The following is a 21,098-nucleotide window of genomic DNA, read 5'->3' on the forward strand; positions in this document are numbered from 1 at the left end:
CGTTATCGCGTATCCCGGACCATAATCAAAAAACTTCTATCCAAGGACACTCCAATGAACGCGCACTCCGTAACTCCGAGCCGTGCAAAGTCGCCGCTTCGAAGCGTAGTAACACTCGACGGCATATGGCAATTCCGGCACGACAGCGACGGTAGTTTGCGACAAGTGAAAGTGCCTGCGCCGTGGCAGGCATGTTTTGAGGATCTCGCAGTCAGTTTTGGTTCCGCCACGTACAGGCGAACTTTCGTGGTTCCCCAAGATTGGGAAGGCCGGCAGGTCATGTTGTGCTTCGGAGCGGTCAGCGAATTCTCCACCGTGTCGGTGAACGGCACGGAGATCGGACGGCATGAGGGCGGCTACCTGCCGTTCGAATTCGTCATTCCAGCGAACCTTTTGAAGTCGGAAAACGATCTTGAAGTGATTGCTATGCTTCCGGATGGCCATCGAACCTCAGAATTTGCGGATTTCGCGGAAATTCCTCATGGCAAGCAAAGCTGGTACGGCCCACAAGGCGGTATCTGGCAGTCCGTGCGGCTTGAAGCTCGAGACCCAATCCATTTCACGTCAGTTCGGCTAGATCCTTACTGGCCGGAAGGAAGGGTGGACTTGCAAGTGGCACTTTCGACGACAATGGTTGGGACGCTCCGCTTCAAAATCGTCGGACCTGGAGGCACCACAGTCCACACCGGGGATGTGCCTATAGACGGCCAGAGCCTGCAGCATTCGCTGATGATTGATGCGGTTGAACCATGGTCGCCCGGCGCGCCAAATCTTTACACGATTGAACTTTTGCTTTCGTCTTCGGACAAAGAGCTTGACGGCCGCGCGGAAACTTTCGGCTTTCGAAGCTTCAAGGCCCGGGACGGGTTTCTCCACCTTAACGGCGCTCCATTCTATCTCCGCGGCGCTCTCGACCAGGATTATTACCCGGACGGCTTTGGAACGCCTCCATCGCTTGATCTTCTCGAAGACCAGGTTCGCAAAGCCAAGGCAATGGGGCTGAACTGCCTGCGCTGCCACATCAAGGTTCCTGATCCCCGCTACTACGAGGTCGCCGATCGGCTCGGCATGCTGATATGGACCGAAATTCCCAACGTCGAGACGTTCTCGCCGGCGTCCGCCATACGTCTGCGCAACACGATGGAAGGCATACTGGAGCGGGACCGAAATCACCCCTCAATCGTCATCTGGACGCTAATCAACGAAGACTGGGGAACTCGTTTGCGCGAAGCGGCCGAACAGCGGCGATGGATTTCTGATATGGTCGATTGGCTACGCGCCGAGGATCCACTTCGCCTGGTGGTCGACAACTCAGCTTGTTTTCCGAATGTTCATATCAAGACCGATATCAACGATTATCATTTCTATCGGACCGCCACAGACCGCCGCGAAGAATGGGACTTGCTTTGCCGCGAGTTTGCTTCCGGTGCGGATTGGACATTCTCGTCAGAGCCGGAGGCTGAATGGACGAAAAGGGAGCCGCTCATTCTCTCTGAGTTTGGCGTTTGGGGACTGCCCGATCCAGCCCGTCTTCGTGACGAGACCGGGCGGGACCCCTGGTGGATGGCCTATGGTGCGACTTGGGCGGACGGCACAGCCCTGCCGCAGGGTATAGAAGCACGGTTTCGCGAATTGGGCCTTGGTCAGGTTTTCGGCAACCTGAGTGCTTTTATTGAGCAAGTGCAGTGGTATCAGTACATGAACCTCAAATACGAGATTGAGGTTATTCGCACCCATGCGCCCATTGGCGGTTATGTCATCACCGAACTGACCGATGTCCACTGGGAGGGCAACGGCCTCATGGACATGGCGCGTAATCCGCGTGTGTTCGCATCAGCACTTCCCAATGTAAATTCCGATGTCGTCATTGCCCCAGGGGCGGTTAGACATGCAATACGTGCGGGAGACAGCGCATCCTTCGACCTGAAGATCTCGTCAGGAGGCTCGACCCTACCCGACGGCTGCAGACTGGCATGGTCATTTGGTGACAAAAAAGGAGAAGAAGTCCTTCCTTTCGTGGCACCGATGCAGGTCTACAGTGTCGCGGTCTCGGCGGAAACTGTGAGTAAACACAGCCCAGAAATCCGCGCAGCGGAGTTCACGATTTTCGCACCCGACGGAAGCGTTCTCTCGCATAACAGCGAAGCTGTTGCCATGCACGCGGCGCGTGACACAATCTCACCAATCCGGTTTGCCTCCGATGACACCGATATTGCCACACGACTAATAGCGCTAGGGCATACGTACGTTGCGAGCGATCAGGCGGAGGTATTTGTCACGGGTGATATCGACGCCGAACGCGTCGAAGCGATCCACTCTGGTCAACGCGTGCTTCAAATTATCTCGAAGGCCCCGGGCCGTCTCCGTGACGACACGCCACCGCGCGACGGTCCGATGACCATGCAAATCGATCCCGGTGCGGGCGGTATGCAGTCCGGTCCTTACTTCACCTTCCCTGGCTATAATCTTGTTAATCGTCACAAGTCGATGTGGAGAGGAGATTGGGTCGGGAATTTTTCCTGGCTCCGACGTGACGGAGTATTTTCGCATATTCCCGGCGGACCTCTTTTTGATCTCTCCTTCACGACTATAGTTCCCCACCAGGTCATGACGGGTTTCCGCCCGTGGGAGTTCCACGGCCGCGTGCATTCGGGGGTGATCATCGGATGGGTACACAAGCCAGCCGCTTTCCTAATCGAAAAGAGGTTGGGCCGCGGCAAGTTAGTGGCGACAACATTCCGGTTACACGAGAAAATGCCAGATATCGATCCGTTGGCTACGGCCCTCTATGATGGACTATTGGCGCTGGCAAAAGTCGCCTGACAAGGGCTCTTCATGCGAAGCCTAGGGTCTGAACCCGATCCCGCCTGTCTTGGAGGGTTGGAGATCGATGACCATCGTGTAAAAGTGGCGGTGAACACCCAAATCGGGGAAGCACGGGTATGTCTCACGCCTTGAAAGGATTTGAACCGGTGACCCCGTGGTTCAATGGCTTATATTTGCATTAAATTTTTCAGTCCGGGCACCTACTTGCTCTCCGGAATGGCCAGTATGGGGCCGGAGAACGAACCCGCTTCGCGGGAGGGCGCCTGCGGTTGAGGTAGAGGCCACAGGCCGGAGGTTGCGCCTGCATTGAACGTCGTCTGGCAAGGGCGGAGCATGACAAGCTTCTTCAACAAGGAGCCTGACCATGCAGCACCCCCATCTCGACACGCCTATCAGCCCGCTGCGCCAGCGGCTGATCGACGACATGAACATGCGCCGTTTCTCAAGCGAAACGCAGCGCAACTATCTCCGCGACATCGGACGCCTGGCGACCTTCCTCGGGCGTTCACCAGACACGGCGACCGCCGACGACCTGCGCCGGTTCCAGATCGAGCAGCAGGAGGATGGCGTTCCCGTTCCGACGATGAACAGCATCGTGTCGGCGCTACGGTTCTTCTTCACCCAGACCCTCGACCGCCCGGACCTGGCGCGCAGGCTCGTCCGGCTGGCGCACCCGCGCAACCTGCCCGTGGTGCTGAGCCGCGACGAGGTTGCCCGGTTGCTTAATGCCACCACCTGCCTCAAGCATCAGGCGGCATTGTCGGTCGCCTATGGCGCCGGCCTACGTGTTGCGGAGGTCTCCATGCTGAAGGTCGCCGACGTCGACAGCGAGCGGATGCTGCTGCGCGTCGAACGTGGCAAAGGCGGGCATCAATGCTATGCTTTCGGAGGACCTGCTCACCCTGCTGCGCCAGTGGTGGAAGGTGGGGCGGCAGCAGGGTGTGATGTATCGCGACGGCTGGTTATTCCCTGGCCAACACGCAATGAAGCCGATCAGCACGCGGCAGCTCTATCGGATCGTCGTTGAGGCGGCCCAGGCCGCCGACATCGCCAAGCGGGTGGGGCCGCATACGCTGCGCCACAGCTTCGCCACCCACCTGCTGGAGGACGGCACGGATATTCGGATCATCCAGGTCCTGCTCGGGCACGCCAAGCTGAACAACACGGCCCTCTACACCAAGCTGGCGACCCGCACGGTGCGAACGGTGACAAGCCCGCTCGACAAGCTCGGCCTGTTCAAGCCGGCAGAGACCCACGGTTGAACCGTGCGTGCCTCGATCGAGGTCGCCGACAATCTTCCGTGCTGCCGGCGCGGCATACCGGCGCGCGCATGCAGGACATCTGAGCCTGCCGCAACTGAACGTGATGTCGGCGGTCGAAAACTGCCGCACTGCTGCCCTCGGCGGTCACGTCGAGGCCTGCGAGGACTGCGGCCAGTGGCGGATCGCCTACAACTCCTGCCGCAATCGGCATTGCCCAAAGTGCCAGGGCGCAGCCTCACGGACATGGCTTGCCGAACGCGAGGCTGATCTGCTTCCAGTCGGATACTTCCACGTCGTGTTCACGCTGCCGGCCGAGGTCGCCGGCATAGCGTTCCACAACAAGGCGCTCGTCTATGACCTGCTGTTCAAGGCGGCGTCGGAGACGATGCTGACCATCGCGGCCGATCGCAAGCACCTCGGCGCGCGTATCGGCATCACCGCCGTGCTCCACACCTGGGGATCGGCGATGACGCACCATCCGCATGTGCACAAGATCGTTCCGGGCGGCGGCATCACGCCAGACGGAAGTCGATGGATATCATCGCGCCCGGCCTTCCTGCTTCCGGTACGCGTACTCAGCAAACTGTTTCGACGACTATTCCTCACCCAGCTGGTCGCTCTGCACGACGCCGGGCGGTTCAGCTTTTTTGGCGCACTTGCTCATCTCGCCGAGCGGCAGGCATTCTTGCGGCATCTATCGCCGGTCCGAAAGAAGCGCTGGGTGGTCTATGCGAAGGCGCCGTTCGCGGGTCCTGAGGCGGTTCTTGCCTATCTGTCGCGCTATACCCACCGGGTCGCAATCTCGAACAGCCGCCTCATCCGCTTCGACAAGGACAGCATCACCTTCCGCTACAAGGACTACCGCCGCGACGTCTGCGACCGGCAGCAGATCATGACGCTCGCGGTCGATGAGTTCATCCGCCGTTTCCTGCTCAATGTCTTGCCGCGTGGCTTCCATCGTATCCGGCACTACGGCCTGCTCGCCGGCTCAGCCCGCAAGACCAGCCTCGCGCTCGCGCGCGAACTCCTCCACGTCGCAGCACCGGTCGATGACGGCGTACCAGGCGAACGGGATAACTTCCGCCCGCCATGCCCCTGCTGCGGCGGACGAATGATCGTCATAGAGATGTTCGAACGCTGGAAGCAGCCGCGCGGACCGCCGGATGCGACGGCGACGAACCGGGAGACGGCTTCATGACCCGGCATGGCATGGTCAAGACTTCAGTCGCAGGCGTCACGCCTCCGGCAACCGACCCGCATGCGTCCGTGGCGATCATTGCCGCCGACAGGGTCGCGGCGAGCCTGGGCCAGGCCCGGAAAGCCGCACGGGTGCGCAAAGAAGCGATCTGCCCGCCATCCATCATTCCACTCCCTGACTGCGATCCTGCTACCGCGCGCATGAGCCGCAGATTGAAATCTCCATAGCCTTCTCGACTGGGGTCCGCGGGGACTTTCGTACGCCTCGCGGCGCCCGAAACTCTTCACGGTTGCAGTCAGGCGGCTTTCGGTGCGCGAGAAGCGATAGCGGACGGAAGGGAAAGTCTGAGTGACTAACGGGCTCTGCGAGGCGCTGGCCAAGGGACAGTGACGCCCCACCTTGTTCTGTCCGTGCGGCCCGCTTGCGTTCCGTCTGGTTGACGGCGTCCTCAAAGCGCTGGAATTCCCCAGCCCGTAGATTGCACGATATCGGATTGTTCAGAGTGAGACTAAAGGAACCAAGGTAAATCGTTGCCGGCCGTTTCAGGGTACCGTCGCTTGGGAGCGGAACGGTTCGTAGCGACAAGCTCCTTCTCAATGTTAGCTGCGGCGCCAGTCAACGGGGATCGTATTGCGCAGATGGTGATAACGGAGGCAGGCGAGAACAGCTTCGAGCAGCCGGTCATCGACAAGGTCGAAGGCAAGACCAGGACAACGTCACGGTTTTTCGTTTAAACGAAAGTAGCCTCAGGCACGTGTCTGAGTGAAATAGCCCGCCGCTTTTTTGGCAGATATCTCCACGGTCGCTCCGGGCCCTATCAGATCGGTGGGAAGCTCAACCTGCTTCACGATATCGATCCCTGCTAAAACAACGGCGTCGCGCTTGTCGTTGCTCATCGACAACCATGCGTCGATCCGCGAAACGCCCAGCCAATGCAGCACGTCGACGGCAAGTTCCTGACACCTCATGTCGCTCACCCCCGCGACGTCCTCCGTCCGTGAAAAGTAATCGTCGGCTCTGTCACCTGATCGGGCGTTGCGCCGCGCATTGTAGACCAGATATTTGACGACCTCGCCCAGCGCACGTCCTTCCTTGCGATTGTAGGCGATGACGCCAAGCCCGTTCTGCTGTGCAGTCCGGACGCATTCCTCTGCTGCAAAACCGAGATAGGATCGACATGTGCACATGTCCGATCCGAAGACATCAGAACCGTTGCATTCGTCATGAATTCGGCAGGCGATCTTCGTATCCACCTTTCCAAGCAACGCTGGGTCGCAACCAGATCAGGATACATCCCTCCACTCGCGTCAACCAAAGCACGTCGCAGGGCCGTTTCGGTTATGTTGAGGCGGTCGGCGATGCCGGGCAGCCACCAGACAGGCTCGATAGCGATTTTTGTTACCCGGACCCCTCCGAGGCTGTCGACAATGCTCCCATCCGCGACAAGCCTTCCTGCCCGCAGAGCATCGGCGATCTCCGGCATCATCAGCCGACCGTCCGTCACCGCGATCGTCGGCTGGACCTTGCGGCCCGATGCGATTTCAGGGGCAAAATCGTCGGTCACCCGGTGGCCCCAGGGATCGAGAGCGACGATCTTGCCGGGATCGAACCACTGGGGGAATGGCCCGATGTTGCCGGATGGCGTCGTATTCCAAGGTCTGGAGTGTGAGACGCAGATAATGCGCCCGATGCTATCGCGATCGCACTGTAAGGCGCGAACGGTCCCGCATGAACTCCGATGGTGTTCCGTCCCGGCTGGAAACCCGCAAGGATCGGGCCTCGTTCTAGGGGCGACGCTGCGTCCCAGCAAAGCTCGATCTGTGGCAACAGGCGTTCAACCGCATGCGCGTTCGTTTCCTGCCTCGCCACGATGTCGTTGGCAATGGGACTGTGATTTCTCATGGCACTCCGACCGTTGCAAACATGTGGGGCGCGTCGAGGTTCGTTCCTCCACGCAGAATGTAGGCAATTTGCTCGATCCTGCTGATGCCGACAACTGCTGCGGCCAGTCCGATGATGTCTTCCAATCCGGTCAGATAAAGAACTGGCCACAAGGCGAAAAGCAGAAGCGCCCCTGCCTTGGCCGACCAGAAGTGAAACATCATCAACTTGCCGGTGAGAAGCCAGGAGGCGAGGAGATACAAGAGCGGACCGCCGAAAAGAACCGCCAATGCCATCGAATGGTGCAAAGCGACGTCAGGATACGAGAGGATCAGGAAGAACAGGATGGCGACCGAAAAAATGTTGTCGACAATGGCGTCAAGGCGAGCGCCATATTCCGATGCCCGTCCCGACTGCCGAGCAACCCAGCCATCGATCAGGTCGGTTGTCGATGCTGCCAGATAGACGACGATCGCGTAACCGAGGTGGTTATAGCTTTCCAACAGAAGTATCGGAACGATCAACACACCTCGACTGACCGTCACGACGTTGGCCAGTTTCAACGACCCCTCTTCGAAGACGATCTGGCCATAGGGGACGCTCATGACGGCTCCACGCAAAGTCTCAACGTGGAGTCGCGTGCGATCAGCTGCTCGATCGAATAGGCGTTATGATGCATTGGGCAGACGATCTGCTCCTTTTCATTGATGTAACCGAACTTCAGAGGGCCACCACGGTGAGGGCATGTGTTTGGAACCAGATAGAGCTGATCACGATGCGAAAGCAGGAAATACTCGACACCGCTTCTGACAATGGGTGGAAGATCCTGACCGATCCAGCTTGCGTTCTCGCCCATCCCTCAGACCTCGCGCGCAACGCTTGAAAGAGGAAAGTGCGTGAACACAACGGGGTCGGTGATGATGCCGATCCCACCGATCTGAAGCGCGCGCCGCGCAGTGGCGTCTTCGGTCGGTACCGCGCAGCCGCCCGGCGCAGTCAGGTCGGCGCGCATTCCAAACTCTGCTGCTCCCTCCCGGACCGCTTCCTCGAATGCCATCGTCACCTCGAGCATGTGCTGTCCAGAGCGCTCGAACGCCATCCGCGTCAATTCTGCTCCAACGACTATTTCGGTTCCGACATCCGGCCCGAACTTTGAGACCAAGGGGGTGACGACTTCATCCGCCACCATTGCCGAATGATGGATGTCGATATGGGCGTGTTCGCCGAAGTAGTGAGCATCGACGCCAGGATGGAAACGCTTCAGATATCGGAAGTGCTCTTCCGTCGACCGCTGGTAGCTCGCTTCCGCATAGAGCAGGAAGCCAATCTGGAGAAACAGGTTGCGGGGGCTCTGGAACATGAAATGGATGACATTGTGCAGTTCCAATGTCGGCGTGTCGAACAGCGCCCAATAGGTGTTGTATTCCTCGCTCAGATCGAACCCACGCATTGTCGATCGAAAAAGCACGCTGTGCTTCTTGCCATGGGTGCCGTATCCGAACTCATCGATGAGAATTCGAAACAGGGCGGATTGAGGCTCCCCATATTCGCCGATCACGCCCAGTGCCGAGGCGGAAGCCTCCGCCAATAGATCGACAGACGATTGGACGAGGAAATTTCGGTAGTGGTGCGCGCGTGACTGCGATTGCTCCAGAAATGCCAGGAATGCGCTCGGCGGGCTTTTTTTGAGGGCCGGAACCAGACTGCTCACATAAGTGACGCAGTCCTGCCCGGCCGCGATATTACGCGCGTTTTCAACCAAAGGGGCAATCAGGATATCTTCCAGATCGGCTCGCATGACGTCGAGACGCAAAATTTCGCGCGGATCGTAGTGTCGCTGCAGGCGCGCCACAATTGACTCGCTCGGCGCGGCGCTTGGCAGAAGGACATAGCGTCCCTGATAGCTTCGCATTAGCGTCTGATGTTGAACGTATTTCTGAAGCTCCGCGTTATCGCCGGTGGCGAGCAAAGCAGCGTCCGTGCGCACGTCATAAACCGACGGAGGTACAGCACCAGCTCGCGCCGAAAGACGTTCTCCGATATCGCACAGCACCTGTCGCGAAAGCGCGTTCATGCTCTCACCGTCCTCGACTCGTAGATCGTCACGGCCACACCACTCTTACTAAAGCAGTCGACGAGCCGCCATCTGGTCAGGTCGAATGCACCTCCCGGTTCATTGGGATACATATAGCTCGGAGCCTGCGTCGATCCAGTGATCACCGGGATATGTTTTATGATGATGCGGTTCACCAATCCCAACTGATGCAGACTGTGCAGCAGGCGGCTGCCGCCCTCGACGATCATTGTCTTGACGCCACGGCCCTCCAGAATATCCATGAGAGCCGCCAGATCGACGCTGCGCTCGCCGCACGCGAGCACTTCGACATTGCGTTTCGCCGCCAAGGCGGCCACGTCGGCATGCTCCGCCGTGCGGGAAACGGCTACGATTGTCGGCAGGCCGTCGTTGAGAAGCTTCGCATCCAAAGGCAGCTTGGCGCTTGATGATGGGATAACTCGCAGTGGATTTGGACCGCTTGCATGCCGCACTGTCAATTCCGGATCATCAGCAACGACAGTTCCCGACCCGACCATGATCGCATCGTTCGATGCCCTCTGCGCGTGAAACCAGGTACGCAGGTCGTCACCATAGAAATCGAACAGACCTTTGCTGGATGCCTCTGGCCCCAATGACAGTTTCCCATCGATCGTCAGTTCGGAGAGGGTTGTGATCTCGATCATGCTGTTTCCACTGCGGTATCTTTGGAGATGGAGCCGGCCCGAAGTTAAACAAGCGGTCCATAAGGTGATTTCGCTATTTCCGGCAAGCCGCATCATCCACGGCTCCAGCCAAACCACCCGTGGAGCCGGTCACTCACCCAACGGTCTTGCGCCTGAGACCGTTTGTTTTCCAGTAGAACCGGCGGGCCATCGCGCCCACCATATGGCCGGCGATCAGCACCCAGAGCACGACCTTGAAGATATCGGCGTGCACGTCACCAGCTCCAGCACAACCTAGATAGTAGGCCGCGATACCTGACCGCCATCGCTATCGAAAGACATACAGGAGAACATGGGCAAGATTGGCACCGCTCTGAAGATTGCGGACTTTTGCGGCGGTGACGCTGGGATGCCTTGGGTGAACCGAACGGCAAGACGGAGTGCGACGAGGATCAAGATGGCCATCCCGACAGGCATGTATATTGGGGCTGGCCACCTGTTCCCCTGTTGCTGAACCCGTTCGTTTTTTGCTGCGGTTCCATTCCTCCATCCCATCAGGGAGCAGCAGATTAAAGAACACAAGTGCTGCCGTCAGCCAGTGCAGACGCGCTGCGGCAGGGAAAATGAGGCGGGCTTTTTCAAGAGAGATATGCTTCTTCTGCTGAAACAGGAGCGATCTCGGGGCGGCTTGTCGCGGCCCCGAGATCGTCAAAAGCTCATCAACTATGGCGATTTTCACTTGGTGACTGTAAGCATTGCATGCATGCCCGCCTGGTAATGGCCCTTAATGTTGCAGAGAAGGACATAGGAGCCGGGCGCAAGCTTGGCATTCAGCTCTCCATCCGCGCCGGGCTTGAGCTCGGACACTTCGCCTATGCTGTTCAGCTTCTTTTCGTTGACCCGGCCCTTGGCGGTATCGACGGCAATCTTCTGATCTGCCGATTTCAGCTTCACAAGCACCATTTCGTGCTCTTCGCTCATCGCGTCGTTGTGAACCAGAAAAGTTGTCTCGCCGGCTTTGATCGCCGACTGGTCCAACGAAAGCGTCATCGGGCCGCCGCCTTCACCGCCCTCAGTGACTTTGACCATGCTTGCCGCGAATACAGGCGATCCAAGACAAATGACAGCAAGTGCAGCGATCGAGGATTGGAACATGCTCATGAGTTTAACCTTTCACATGAAATTGTCAGTGATATTTAAGCGGCTTTACTGACGAGAACCTGAACGTGAAGGGGAATGTAAATGGTTCCTCTTGAAGGTATCAGCCGCGACGACCCCGCAGTTACGGGTTCCATCTGTGACAGATTCTCAGGCCTCGAGACAAACTAGGCCCGGAAGAATAGTTGATGTGGGGCCGAGAGCAGACAGGCCGCTTTCGGCACTCGAACCGCCGCGACTTAATGGCCGAAATGACGGCGCGAAGCGGAGATCATTTCCGATGCGGGGGAGGAAGCTGACCGACGGCTCAAAGCCTAGGCACTTCAAGCGCGTCCACATCTGGTCTTGTAGCTACTCGACGATCTTCCAATAGGAATCTTTGCGGATCACCTGGCCATTCCGAAACGTATAAAGATCGCATCCCTGGACTTCCGTCTTTGTCCCGTTGACCGACGTACCCACGAGGGTCCATCTCGATATCCCAGTTCCGGATGCCTCATCAACGAAGTGCTCAGCATTGTTGTAGGCAACGTCAGGCAAGCCCTGAAAGCGCGATGCCAAAGCCTCTCGCACCTTGGTCTTGCCTTCGAAGCGAGACCCCCATGGATCGTGTCCGCGTGGCATGTCCAATATGCAGTCTTCAGCGAAGTAGGTCATGATCAGATCGAGATCATGTGCGTTGAAGGCATCGCACAGATCCCTCAGTCGCCGACGCAAGTCCATCACGATCTCCATCAATAGGGAAAGCGCGCTCGCGATCCTACCATGTTTCCTCCCGTTCTGCAGGAGGTGCATTGTTGCGCGGGCAATGGGTGAAGCCACATTGAGAAGATCCGTCGGAGCTGCCCACGCACACCGCCTCGATGCTCGCCCCAGCGGCATTTTGGGCGAAAGAGACTATGCCTTGCCCAAATGCTTCGGCCAGAATTCCTGATGGACTTTGGCCGCTTCGTCTTCGAGGTTCGTCGGGCCAACCACAGTGACCTTGCGCGCGCCGGTTTGCAACACCGTCCGGCTCGGCACGTTCAACCCGATCCCAGCGATCTTACCAAGCCGCGTTTCTGAGCACGCAAAGACCATACGCCCGATGCCCGACCAGTAAATCGCCCCGGAGCACATCGCGCACGGCTCCGTGCTGGTGTAGAGCGTGCAATCACCGAGAAAAGCGGTGTCATATTGCTTTGCCGCCAGTTTAACCAGGTTCATCTCGGCGTGGTTCGTCATATCGTGGCCGGTGAAGACGCTGTTTTCGGCACGAAGGATTACTTCGCTGTCCTTCACAAGCACCGAGCCAAATGGCTCGTCGCCGCCTTCCACCGCGGATTTCGAGAGCGCAATCGCCTCGCGCAGAAACGGCTCGTGGTTTTCCATCGGAGTCTCCCCAAACACTTGAGCATCATGATCTTGTCCTGAATTGGAGAGATTGCCAAGGGCCATATCAGATTCAAGATGGTGGCAGCGAGAAGGCGCATAGCGGCGCGGCAGCAATCTCCAAGAAGAGCACATCTACGTTGACACGTGCGGCCCCGCTGTGCGCGAGGCCGCACGTTCTCAGATCTCAGTATGTTCCGCTAATTCCAACGCAGCTTTCTCCATTGAAGCTACCCTCACTCCGGGCTGACAACAGCGATCGATCGCGCGTGGCGTAGAGGTCCAGCTCCAACAATGTCACCTCGCCCCGTCAGGTGGATACGGAGGCTTGATGGCAGATTTTCGCCCCTCATTGGCAGGATCGAGCCCCTGAAGCGAATTGATCGAACACCCTAAACAGACGGAATATAGGGTTCGGCGGCGATTGATCGCCCGCCTCGGCGCAGGTGTGCCGCTCACCTTTAAAAACAGGAGGTTTTCCAATGACAAACGAACCCAAGGTCGTCGCCGGCGTTAAAATCCCCGATAGCGCGATGGCGAAAGCTGCAACAGAACTGGTCCGCGACACCGAGACGGATCTTCTCTTCCATCACTCCAGCCGCGTCTTCTTTTTTGGCGCCCTGACTGGCGAACGCAACCAGATTAACTACGATCCCGAGCTTCTTTATATCGGAGCGATGTTCCATGACATGGGGATCATGGATCAGTATGCCAGCGACACCGAACGTTTCGAAGTTGACGGCGCCAATGCCGCGCGTGACTTTCTCTCGGGCTACGCCATCTCGGAACGCGACGTCGATGACGTCTGGGACTCGATCGCCTTGCACACGACACCGGGAATTCCCAAGCATAAGCGACCGACGGTCGCGCTCGTGACCGCCGGCGTCGAAATGGACGTTCTCGGAATTGCCTATGACAGTTTTACCGATGCGCAGCGCCACGAGGTCTGCACATGCCATCCGCGCGGACTGAAGTTCAAGCACGGCATTCTGTCCTCCTTCTGCCTGGGCACGATGAGAAAGCCGGAGACCACATTCGGCAACGTGAAGGCCGACGTACTGAGCTACATGGACCCAACCTACAAGCGCGAAAACTTTGTCGATCTCATTCTGAACTCGAAGTGGGAAAGTTGATCGGCAACGTCAGTTTATCAAAAACTGATCCCGGTACTGGGTGGGCAGGATTCCGAGCCGCTTTACAAAGACCTCGCGCATGCGCTTGGGATTGCCAAATCCGCACTCGTGGGCAATGAGTTTCAAGGGTTTTCTGGTTCCTTCCAGCATGGAGCGCGCCGCATCGACGCGCGCCTTTTCAACGAACTGGGCCGGTGTGGAGCCGGTCGTTGCGACGAATGTCCTGGCAAAATTACGTGCGCTCATCGCGGTTGCAGTTGCGAGTTCGCCGACAGACAGATCTCGACTGAGGTGTTCCATGACGTAAGTGATGACCCCGGAAATTGGCGATCCGGCGTCCAAAGAGAATTCGATGTAAGGGCTGAACTGCGACTGCCCGCCCAATCTCTGAGCAACGACGACAAGCCGCTTGGCAACAGCCAGTGAGACGGCCGGTCCATGATCCTCACGAACCAACGCCAGTGCCAAATCGATGCCTGCGGTCACCCCAGCCGACGTCACCAGAGGACCATCACGCAGGTAGATCCGGTCATAATCGACATCTGCATATCGATATCGCATCGCCAGTTGTTTGGCATTCTGCCAATGGGTCGTGACTTTCCGGCCATTTAGAAGGCCTGCCGCGCCAAGCAGAAACGCGCCCGTACACACGGAGCCGTAAACTGTGCTGAGCGGTGCCAGACGTTGGATGCAATCGACAATTTCCGCCGGTGCCTCAGAGGTCGGCAATGACGGGCCACCGGGCACGAGAAACAGATCAAGGGGACCCTTGGCTTCAGCATAGTCGAGGTTTGAGGCCAGGATCATGCCATTCGAAGCCGTGACATGACGATCAAACGGCCCGATCGTTCTGATCTCATAGTGTTGATCAGGCTCGATAAAAGCATTGGCTTCGGCAAAGACATCGAGCGGACCGGAAACATCCAGGGATTGGACGCCGTCAAAAACTAGCATGCCGATTGTCTTCATCGACGCGTCACCTCGTAAAACAATCCACACGCCAATACAACCAAGCGTTCCGGCGCCCATTTTGAATCTTTGGCGACCAATTTCAAGGAAGGTACCTGCGTCCCTCAATTTCTTCGCGGATTTCGCTGAGGAAGCGCGTCGGATGCTGGTGTCGACGGACAACTGGCTGATTATTCGGCACGGCGAGTTTTGAAGAATGTCTTTGGTCAAGAGGGGCAGGATTTACAATCTGGTCTCATTGACTTGGAGGCTGCCGAAGAGGCAAGTGATGTACGACTCAGTCCGACAGGCCCCTTCGTTCGGCTTTTGCGGGATGTCGAAACCTGGCTCATCACCAATCTTCCCAAACATCGCGATCTCGATCGCAAAGGCCCAACAGACTGCCATCAACTAAACCTTCGCCGCCAACAAAACCTTCATTCATACAGTGAGACACCACCATCTCGAACACACGCCGAAAGAGATCGCTCTTTGGAAGCGTCCATGCCAGTTCTTCGAAAAGGTAGAGTGATCCGGTACCCGGCCATCAAGACCGAGCCGGCAGAACCAGCGGTATGCCAAGTTCAGATGGACGTCTTCACATAGTCGGCGCTCCGAGCCAATGCCAAAGCAAAAGCCGACAAGCAGCATGCGGATCGTCAGTTCTGGATCGACCGATGGCCGTCCCGTGTGGCTATAAAAACCCGCCAGTTCTCCACGGACTTCCGACAAATCGACAAAGCGGTCTATGGAACGAAGCATGTGGTCTGCCTCAAGTGAGAACTCGTAAAACAACGCCGATTGATCGACTTGCCTCGGTCCCAGCATATGCTTCGCTCCAATTCGATTATTTGAAGTGAATCAAGGTTTTGCTATTCAAGCAACACCAGAGTTTTTCAACATAATCGGCCACTAGCGGACGTCCGTATCGAAAGATTAATCGACAATTACCGTAACGCGCTTTCTTTCACGCTCAGAAAAGCGATCCACGTCCCGTCGAACCGCGTGAAGCGGGCTCACAGCCGGAGATTGTGAACCAGCCCTTGCTTGGGACCTCTGCGTCCGGTTGACCACCTTGCCCGCAGGGGCTCGGGGCAGAAGTAAAGGTCTATTGAGCCGTCAGAATATCGTAGGCAAATGCATGGCTGGGTCGGATCCGACACCGTCCGTGAGCGCTACTGGAGACGTTCAAGCAAGTCGCGCAGGGCTCTTGTTGCTTCATCGCGCTCCTTAGTCGACATCAGGCCGGGTTCGGCGTGCACCTTCAGATGTGGCAGCTCGGCACGGACTGACTGCGTCGTTGCGGCCAAATTGGTCCTAAGGTCGACAACGTGATAGGTAGCAATCGGGTAGGCGATACCTTTCACGTGGATGTGGCCCCGTTCCTCGCAGTGGATTGCCTCCTTTACTTGTGCGAACGTCTCGTAGGAGATCAGCACGGTTCCTGGGTCGGCTTCATGCTCCAGACGGGACGCCAAGTTCACAGCACCGCCGATGACGGTGTAGTCCATTCGGTCTTCGCTGCCAAAATTGCCGACGGTACAATAGTCCGTGTGTATCCCGATGCGGGAACGAAGGGGCGTCTCCATACCGGCATCCTGCCAGAGTTCGGCGAGCTCGGTCATTCGCCTCTGCATCGCCAGCGCCATCGTAACGCAGGCAAGCGCGTCGTTCTTTACACCTCGGCTCTCTGGATCGCCAAAGAACATTACGATCGCGTCACCGACGTACTTGTCGATCGTAGCGCCATGCTCTGATGCAATAAGTGACATCTCGGTCAGGTAGTGGTTGAGGAGCTGAGTGAGTTCTTCGGACTCCATCTTGTCGGCCGCTTCAGTGAAGCCCGCTATATCCGTGAAGCACACGGTAAGCTTCTTGCGTTTACTCGCAATTCGAACGTCCTGCCGTCCGGTAAAGATTGAGTTGTAAACTTGCGGTGCCAGGTATTTGGCGAGCTTACCAGAAAGAACCTCTAGAGCGGTCGATTTCTCCGCCAAGCTCTCTTCCCGTCGCTTCAACTCGGTAATGTCAGAATAGACCGCGACCGTGCCGCCTCCGGTGATCCGCCGCTCACTAATCATGATCCATCTGCTGTCGGCGCGCCGCTGCACGTGTGGCTCTGTGAGGGTTCGGTGCTGCAGCAGTCGGGCCGCAATCCAGTCCTCCTCGCGGCCCTTGGCATCGGCGACCAGACCGCGCTCTGCCGCCCCACGGATGATCACCTCGAACGGAGTGCCAGGTATGACAACATCGGCTATGCCAGGGTACATAATCTCGCGATAGCGGCTGTTACAAAGGACAAGCCGGTCCTCGGAATCGTAAAGCGCGAAACCTTCGGAAATGCTCTCTATGGCGTCGACTAGCCGCTGACGCGCCTCCGCCACGTCGCGCCAGTTCTTCTCCTCGACCTCGAGCGCAGTGTCGCGGAAGAGGCGGAGCGCCTCCGCCATTCGGCCGATTTCGTCCTGTCCGGGTGACGGCAGGGGCGCGCGGAGGTTACCACTTGCTATGGCGAGCATGCTCTGACTTACGCCTGCCAAACGTGCGAGGAGGTTCCGATCGACGTAGAGCCAAACTACGAGCGCCGAGGTCAGCAAGCTAAGAAGGGCAGAGCCAAGCACTACCCCGGTGCCGAACCGCTGCACGGTTGCAGTCTCGCGCGCCGCCTCGTCTATATCGCGATCGGCCACAGAAACGAGCCGATCCACGGCCACCGTAAGATCGTTTGAAAGACGGCTGTTCTCAGCGAGGAGCGCCTCTCCAGCCGCCATGACTGTGAGCTCGTCGGCACGCGCCTTCAGGATGCTATCATCGCCCTCGACCAGGGCCTTGAGTTCTTCTACGCGCCTCTGAAAGCGGCCGCGAAGTTTTTCCTCGATGCCGGCCACCAGTGCCCCCAGTGCCTCGAGAGACCGATGCAGGGGGAACGACATCAACGTCAGATCGCCAGCGGTCGGAGCGACCGACGCCCTGAGCAGCGCGTCATTTACGGTGGCGACTTCTCGCTGAGCCTTCTGCTGGGGGACATAGGAAGCAATCGCTTCAAGCAAGCCTTCGTTGCCGGAACTATCCAACTGCGTTCCTACGGACACCTCGTCAGTCGACGCGCGCCGTTGATCGATCTTCGAATTCATAACGAGGATGGCAGGTGCAACGAGGCGCTGGCTGGCGTTCACGGATGCTGATAGTCGCCGCAAAAGCTCTTCCTTGCGCGCGGTTGCCGATAGGCGTTCTTTGACAATGCCATGCAAAGCTTCGAAATTGCGTCGCAACCCAGCGACCGCCGCCTCTATCTCTGTGAGAGGAGACGTGCCTCGGCTAGCCGCTTTCAAGGAAGCGAGTAGCACATCGAGTTGCGTCATGCTATCGGCGACAACCGCACTGATTTCGTCGTGCTGAACCTTGCTGCTGGCTGTCAGTATGGACGGTGCGGTTGCGGCGACCCTTTCGGCCTGCCGCGACAGCTTCAGAGATGAAATGGCAGCCGGAACTCGGCTCTCCGTGATTCGCTCAACTGCGGAGCCTACTTCGACAAAGGCATACAATGCCGCGGCGGTCGCCAGCACGGCGAGCGCGCTTGTTGCGATGAACGCCATCAGCAGTCGACCACGAATGCCAAGACGTTCCATCACCATCGCGACGGATGCGACCACGTTGGGGAGAGCGGCCTATTCGATTGGGACATACGTGCCGGCCTTCCAAACGTACCAGACCGGGGTCTGGGTGGTGATGTCGCCCTTGGTATCGAATGCGATCGGGCCGATGACGGTTGTGAATTCGTTCTCCCGAAGTGCCACGATAACCGCCTGCAACTCCAACGATCCCGCCTTATCGACAGCGGCTGCCCAAGTCTGGATCGCGGCATACGTCAGAAGCGTGTATCCCTCCGGATCGAAGCCGTCGGCGCGAAACCGTTTGATCACCTCCAAGGCGTTGGGGTTTAAGCGAGGGTCGGGAAACGAGGTGAAGCGCGTACCTTCGGCCGCTGGGCCGGCGATCAGGCCGAATTCCTCAGTGGCCAGCACGCCCGAGCCCGTTACGAGCTGGACATTGTAACCTCTATCCCGTGCTGCACGGATCAGGAGACCCATCTCGGTCTGATAGCCGCCAACGTAAAGCACCGCAATATTGGCACTCTGCAGCTCGACAATCTCGGCCGAATAGTCGGACTTGCCCGGCTCGAAGGACTTGTAGATGGCTTCAGTCACGCCACGCTTGCTCAGCTGTTCCCTGGTAGAATCCGCGAGTCCCTTTCCAAACACCGTATTGTCATGAAGGATTGCGATCTGTGGGCCTTTCCAGTTATCGGCCAGATAATTGCCGTCCATAACGCCATCCGCGTCGTCGCGGATGATGACGCGGAACACATTTGCCCGCCCAAGCTCGGTCAAAGTGGGATTGCTCGAGGCCGGCGAGATCATCAAGACGCCAGCCTTCTCGTAGATGCTCGAAGCGGGTATGGAAGCCCCGGAACAATAGTGGCCGGCGACGAAAATCGCACCGTCGCTCACCAATTTCCGAGCGGCGGCGACGCCTTGGTCAGGATCGCAAAAGTCGTCGGCGGTCAGAAGTCGGACTTGTTCGCCGAGGACGCCGCCGGCAGTGTTTATATCCATCACGGCCAGCTCTGCCCCGCGCTGCATCTGCTCGCCGGGCCAGGCATTTGCTCCACTCATAGGGCCTGCTACGCCGATCAGCACCTCCGCTTGCACGCTAGCGACGAAAGCGATGCTCAAGATGCCAGCGCAAAAAAACGAGCGCATCAGTGCCCCCTTCGTTAGGGTACATTAGAACATACTAAAAGGATGGTCGCACGTTAATTCTGTCGTGGTTCGATGCTAAGACAGCTCATCAGTTCGGCATCTTTCCCCTGGAGCTCAGAAATTCCTACTTCACCGGCGCGTATCCGCCGCCGGTCCAGACGTACCAAATCCAGCTCGAACCCCTGACATCCCCCTTGTTGTCGAAACCAATTGGACCCAGCACAGTATTAAACTGCTGGCTGCGCAGCGATGAGATCACCGCCGGCAACTCCAGAGAGCCCGCCATCTCGACCGCCTGTGGCTTGGACAGCGCCATACGTGTGCAGGGTGTGACCCGTCGGCTCGAACTTTTCGACTTGGAACCGCTCGACGACCGTCGCTGCTTCGGCGTTTCGGCGCGGTCCGGGGCGAACGTAAAAAGAGTGCCATCGGCCGCAGAACCCGCGATGACCCCAAAGTCCTCCGAAGAGACCCCATCGCCAGCAACGAGCGGAACAGAATAGCCACGCTCTTTGGCCGCACGGGCAATAAGCGCCACTTCGGCCTGGCGGCCACCCAGATACAGGACGGCGATGTCGGCTGCTTGAAGCTCAGCCACTTCGTTGGAATAGTCGCTGCTCCCCGGCGCGTATGCCCGGTGGACGGCTTCTGCTATGCCGCGCTTGTTCAGTTGTTTTTTCGTCGCATCGGCGAGGCCTTTGCCATAGGTCGTTCCATCGTGAAGGATCGCGATCTTCCTGTCGCCCCAGTGATCGGCTAGGTAGTCGCCGGCGCCACACCCTGCATGTCGTCGCGGCCGATGACGCGAAAGACGTTGGCGCGCCCTTGCTCGGTGAGCGCCGGGTTTGTGGACGACGGAGAAATTTGCAGGCCCCCCGCCGCCTCATAAACCTTCGATGCTGGGGTTGATGCGTCGGAACAGGCATGCCCGACGACAAAGACGACGCCGTCGCTGACCAGTTTTTGGGCGGCGGCAACAGCCTGCTCTGCATCGCAGCTTGCCTATCATCCCTCGCCGCTTTTGCAGGATATTGATGCGGCGACGCTCATCCTTGGGGGGCGAGGAGGACATGATCGCAACTGAGGTGCATCAGGCCCAGATTAAAGATGCGATCGTCGGCGCGGAGCTCATTTCTCTTCCCGGTAGCGGCCATAACATCCATTGGGAAGACCCCGAAAAAGTGGCCGGCCTGATCTTGACGTTTCTGGAGCGTCTGTGACCGCTTCTGGCGTGTTCCCGTCGTGAGCGCGCCAATTGCAACATCTTCAAAAGCCAGCCATTCTACGAGCGTTCGCCGGGAGCGGTGCCGTGAATGAACTCGAAATCGCCAATCAGGAATTTTCGCAGTTGGCGGAGGACGCAGTGGCTCTCGCCGAGGCCTATTAGGTGTCGCTGAAGGAACGTCCGACCTATCTGCGATGTTTCCATCTGGATTGAGGTCCCGGCATCTGTCGGGAAACGCGCGTCCATCTCGCGCCAGACGCGGCAACGCGGTTGCCCTCGTGGGCGAGGCTGTTGAGCCAATACCCCACCATCTCGACAGTACCCAACCTCTTGCGGTGCACATCATCGATGAGTGTCGCCGAGCGGATTAAGATCGTCTTGAATGCTTCGATGAGGTATTATCGCAGCAGCTTTCCAGAATATCGTCGATGACTGCCTCGCGTCAGCGGAGGATGAGATGACGACGCCTCAGGTCGAACGTAGGACCGCAGCCGTATTGGTTGCCGATGTCGTTGGGTACTGTCGGCTCGTTGAGACTGACGAGGAAGGCGCGCTTGCGGCAATTCGAGAGCTATGGGGTGCTGTGTTCCGACCGCTCATCGCAGAGTATCGTGG

16 protein-coding genes and 6 pseudogenes are annotated in these 21,098 nt (G+C 58.1%); 6 read left to right on the forward strand and 16 right to left on the reverse strand.

Features of this window, described 5'->3' with window-relative positions; genetic code table 11:
• Nucleotides 1-54 precede the first annotated feature (54 nt).
• From ACP7E0_RS31625 to ACP7E0_RS31640, 4 genes and pseudogenes are all read left to right on the forward strand, one after another.
• Complete coding sequence (locus ACP7E0_RS31625; protein WP_426130933.1) at nt 55-2,823, forward strand: glycoside hydrolase family 2 protein; 2,769 nt, start codon at nt 55-57, stop codon at nt 2,821-2,823.
• A gap of 367 nt (nt 2,824-3,190) precedes the next feature.
• Nucleotides 3,191-4,088, forward strand: a pseudogene (locus ACP7E0_RS31630) (tyrosine-type recombinase/integrase).
• Nucleotides 4,089-4,091: 3 nt separating this feature from the next.
• Nucleotides 4,092-5,286: pseudogene (locus ACP7E0_RS31635) on the forward strand (IS91 family transposase).
• Complete coding sequence (locus ACP7E0_RS31640) at nt 5,283-5,513, forward strand: hypothetical protein (RefSeq protein WP_426130935.1); 231 nt, start codon at nt 5,283-5,285, stop codon at nt 5,511-5,513. The pseudogene ACP7E0_RS31635 and the gene ACP7E0_RS31640 overlap by 4 nt, the downstream one beginning before the upstream one ends.
• Nucleotides 5,514-6,032: 519 nt before the next feature.
• On the opposite strand, the gene ACP7E0_RS31645 is transcribed toward ACP7E0_RS31640, so the two are convergent.
• From ACP7E0_RS31645 to ACP7E0_RS31690, 10 genes and pseudogenes are all read right to left on the reverse strand, one after another.
• Nucleotides 6,033-6,539: a hypothetical protein gene (locus ACP7E0_RS31645; RefSeq protein WP_426130937.1), complete on the reverse strand. Its 507-nt coding sequence runs from the start codon at nt 6,537-6,539 to the stop codon at nt 6,033-6,035.
• Between the two features lie 116 nt (nt 6,540-6,655).
• Nucleotides 6,656-7,188, reverse strand: a pseudogene (locus ACP7E0_RS31650) (GTP cyclohydrolase II); the annotation flags it as partial.
• Nucleotides 7,185-7,772: a CDP-alcohol phosphatidyltransferase family protein gene (locus ACP7E0_RS31655; RefSeq protein ID WP_426130939.1), complete on the reverse strand. Its 588-nt coding sequence runs from the start codon at nt 7,770-7,772 to the stop codon at nt 7,185-7,187. The pseudogene ACP7E0_RS31650 and the gene ACP7E0_RS31655, both read right to left, overlap by 4 nt.
• Nucleotides 7,769-8,023: a Rieske (2Fe-2S) protein gene (locus ACP7E0_RS31660; protein ID WP_426130941.1), complete on the reverse strand. Its 255-nt coding sequence runs from the start codon at nt 8,021-8,023 to the stop codon at nt 7,769-7,771. The genes ACP7E0_RS31655 and ACP7E0_RS31660 overlap by 4 nt, the downstream gene beginning before the upstream one ends.
• 3 nt (nt 8,024-8,026) lie before the next feature.
• Entirely contained in the window at nt 8,027-9,241 is a 1,215-nt protein-coding gene (locus ACP7E0_RS31665; RefSeq protein ID WP_426130943.1) for an iron-containing redox enzyme family protein, read from the reverse strand.
• Complete coding sequence (locus ACP7E0_RS31670; RefSeq protein ID WP_426130945.1) at nt 9,238-9,906, reverse strand: RibD family protein; 669 nt, start codon at nt 9,904-9,906, stop codon at nt 9,238-9,240. Before ACP7E0_RS31670 ends, ACP7E0_RS31665 begins: the two co-directional genes overlap by 4 nt.
• 133 nt (nt 9,907-10,039) lie before the next feature.
• Nucleotides 10,040-10,527: pseudogene (locus tag ACP7E0_RS31675) on the reverse strand (cytochrome b).
• Nucleotides 10,528-10,620: 93 nt separating this feature from the next.
• On the reverse strand, nt 10,621-11,046 hold the full coding sequence (locus ACP7E0_RS31680; protein ID WP_426130947.1) for a plastocyanin/azurin family copper-binding protein: 426 nt from the start codon (nt 11,044-11,046) through the stop codon (nt 10,621-10,623).
• A 348-nt stretch (nt 11,047-11,394) separates the two neighbouring features.
• Complete coding sequence (locus ACP7E0_RS31685; protein ID WP_426130949.1) at nt 11,395-11,766, reverse strand: nuclear transport factor 2 family protein; 372 nt, start codon at nt 11,764-11,766, stop codon at nt 11,395-11,397.
• 174 nt (nt 11,767-11,940) lie between these two features.
• Nucleotides 11,941-12,414 carry a nucleoside deaminase gene (locus ACP7E0_RS31690; RefSeq protein WP_426130951.1) on the reverse strand — a complete coding sequence of 158 codons (474 nt, stop codon included), beginning with the start codon at nt 12,412-12,414 and terminating at the stop codon, nt 11,941-11,943.
• 482 nt (nt 12,415-12,896) lie between these two features.
• On the opposite strand from ACP7E0_RS31690, the gene ACP7E0_RS31695 reads away from it, so the two are divergent.
• Nucleotides 12,897-13,547 (forward strand): HD domain-containing protein, encoded by a 651-nt coding sequence (locus ACP7E0_RS31695; protein ID WP_426130953.1) that lies wholly within the window; start codon nt 12,897-12,899, stop codon nt 13,545-13,547.
• 9 nt (nt 13,548-13,556) lie between these two features.
• Here ACP7E0_RS31695 and ACP7E0_RS31700 read toward each other — a convergent pair whose 3' ends face one another.
• The 6 genes and pseudogenes from ACP7E0_RS31700 to ACP7E0_RS31725 form a co-directional block, all read right to left on the reverse strand.
• Nucleotides 13,557-14,726 (reverse strand): GlxA family transcriptional regulator, encoded by a 1,170-nt coding sequence (locus ACP7E0_RS31700; protein WP_426130955.1) that lies wholly within the window; start codon nt 14,724-14,726, stop codon nt 13,557-13,559.
• Nucleotides 14,727-14,889: 163 nt separating this feature from the next.
• Nucleotides 14,890-15,323, reverse strand: a pseudogene (locus tag ACP7E0_RS31705) (transposase); the annotation flags it as partial.
• 347 nt (nt 15,324-15,670) lie between these two features.
• On the reverse strand, nt 15,671-18,127 hold the full coding sequence (locus ACP7E0_RS31710; RefSeq protein WP_426130967.1) for an adenylate/guanylate cyclase domain-containing protein: 2,457 nt from the start codon (nt 18,125-18,127) through the stop codon (nt 15,671-15,673).
• 36 nt (nt 18,128-18,163) lie between these two features.
• Nucleotides 18,164-19,258 (reverse strand): branched-chain amino acid ABC transporter substrate-binding protein, encoded by a 1,095-nt coding sequence (locus ACP7E0_RS31715; protein ID WP_426130958.1) that lies wholly within the window; start codon nt 19,256-19,258, stop codon nt 18,164-18,166.
• Nucleotides 19,259-19,382: 124 nt separating this feature from the next.
• Complete coding sequence (locus ACP7E0_RS31720; protein WP_426130968.1) at nt 19,383-19,991, reverse strand: ABC transporter substrate-binding protein; 609 nt, start codon at nt 19,989-19,991, stop codon at nt 19,383-19,385.
• Nucleotides 19,992-20,014: 23 nt separating this feature from the next.
• Entirely contained in the window at nt 20,015-20,218 is a 204-nt protein-coding gene (locus ACP7E0_RS31725; protein ID WP_426130969.1) for a hypothetical protein, read from the reverse strand.
• Nucleotides 20,219-20,252: 34 nt separating this feature from the next.
• On the opposite strand from ACP7E0_RS31725, the pseudogene ACP7E0_RS31730 reads away from it, so the two are divergent.
• Nucleotides 20,253-20,478 (forward strand): annotated as a pseudogene (locus ACP7E0_RS31730) (alpha/beta fold hydrolase); the annotation flags it as partial.
• Between the last annotated feature and the right edge of the window lie 620 nt (nt 20,479-21,098).

Origin of the sequence: Pararhizobium sp. PWRC1-1 (assembly GCF_049897905.1) — a bacterium.
In the GTDB taxonomy this organism is placed as follows: domain Bacteria; phylum Pseudomonadota; class Alphaproteobacteria; order Rhizobiales; family Rhizobiaceae; genus Pararhizobium.

Bases quoted from the DNA above. Each gene is read 5' to 3' on its own strand.
- ACP7E0_RS31640 (WP_426130935.1), top strand. From the start codon at position 5,283: ATGACCCGGCATGGCATGGTCAAGACTTCAGTCGCAGGCGTCACGCCT.
- ACP7E0_RS31625 (WP_426130933.1), top strand. From the start codon at position 55: ATGAACGCGCACTCCGTAACTCCGAGCCGTGCAAAGTCGCCGCTTCGA.
- ACP7E0_RS31680 (WP_426130947.1), bottom strand. From the start codon at position 11,046: ATGAGCATGTTCCAATCCTCGATCGCTGCACTTGCTGTCATTTGTCTT.
- ACP7E0_RS31660 (WP_426130941.1), bottom strand. From the start codon at position 8,023: ATGGGCGAGAACGCAAGCTGGATCGGTCAGGATCTTCCACCCATTGTC.
- ACP7E0_RS31715 (WP_426130958.1), bottom strand. From the start codon at position 19,258: ATGCGCTCGTTTTTTTGCGCTGGCATCTTGAGCATCGCTTTCGTCGCT.
- ACP7E0_RS31670 (WP_426130945.1), bottom strand. From the start codon at position 9,906: ATGATCGAGATCACAACCCTCTCCGAACTGACGATCGATGGGAAACTG.
- ACP7E0_RS31695 (WP_426130953.1), top strand. From the start codon at position 12,897: ATGACAAACGAACCCAAGGTCGTCGCCGGCGTTAAAATCCCCGATAGC.
- ACP7E0_RS31690 (WP_426130951.1), bottom strand. From the start codon at position 12,414: ATGGAAAACCACGAGCCGTTTCTGCGCGAGGCGATTGCGCTCTCGAAA.
- ACP7E0_RS31655 (WP_426130939.1), bottom strand. From the start codon at position 7,772: ATGAGCGTCCCCTATGGCCAGATCGTCTTCGAAGAGGGGTCGTTGAAA.
- ACP7E0_RS31685 (WP_426130949.1), bottom strand. From the start codon at position 11,766: ATGGACTTGCGTCGGCGACTGAGGGATCTGTGCGATGCCTTCAACGCA.
- ACP7E0_RS31665 (WP_426130943.1), bottom strand. From the start codon at position 9,241: ATGAACGCGCTTTCGCGACAGGTGCTGTGCGATATCGGAGAACGTCTT.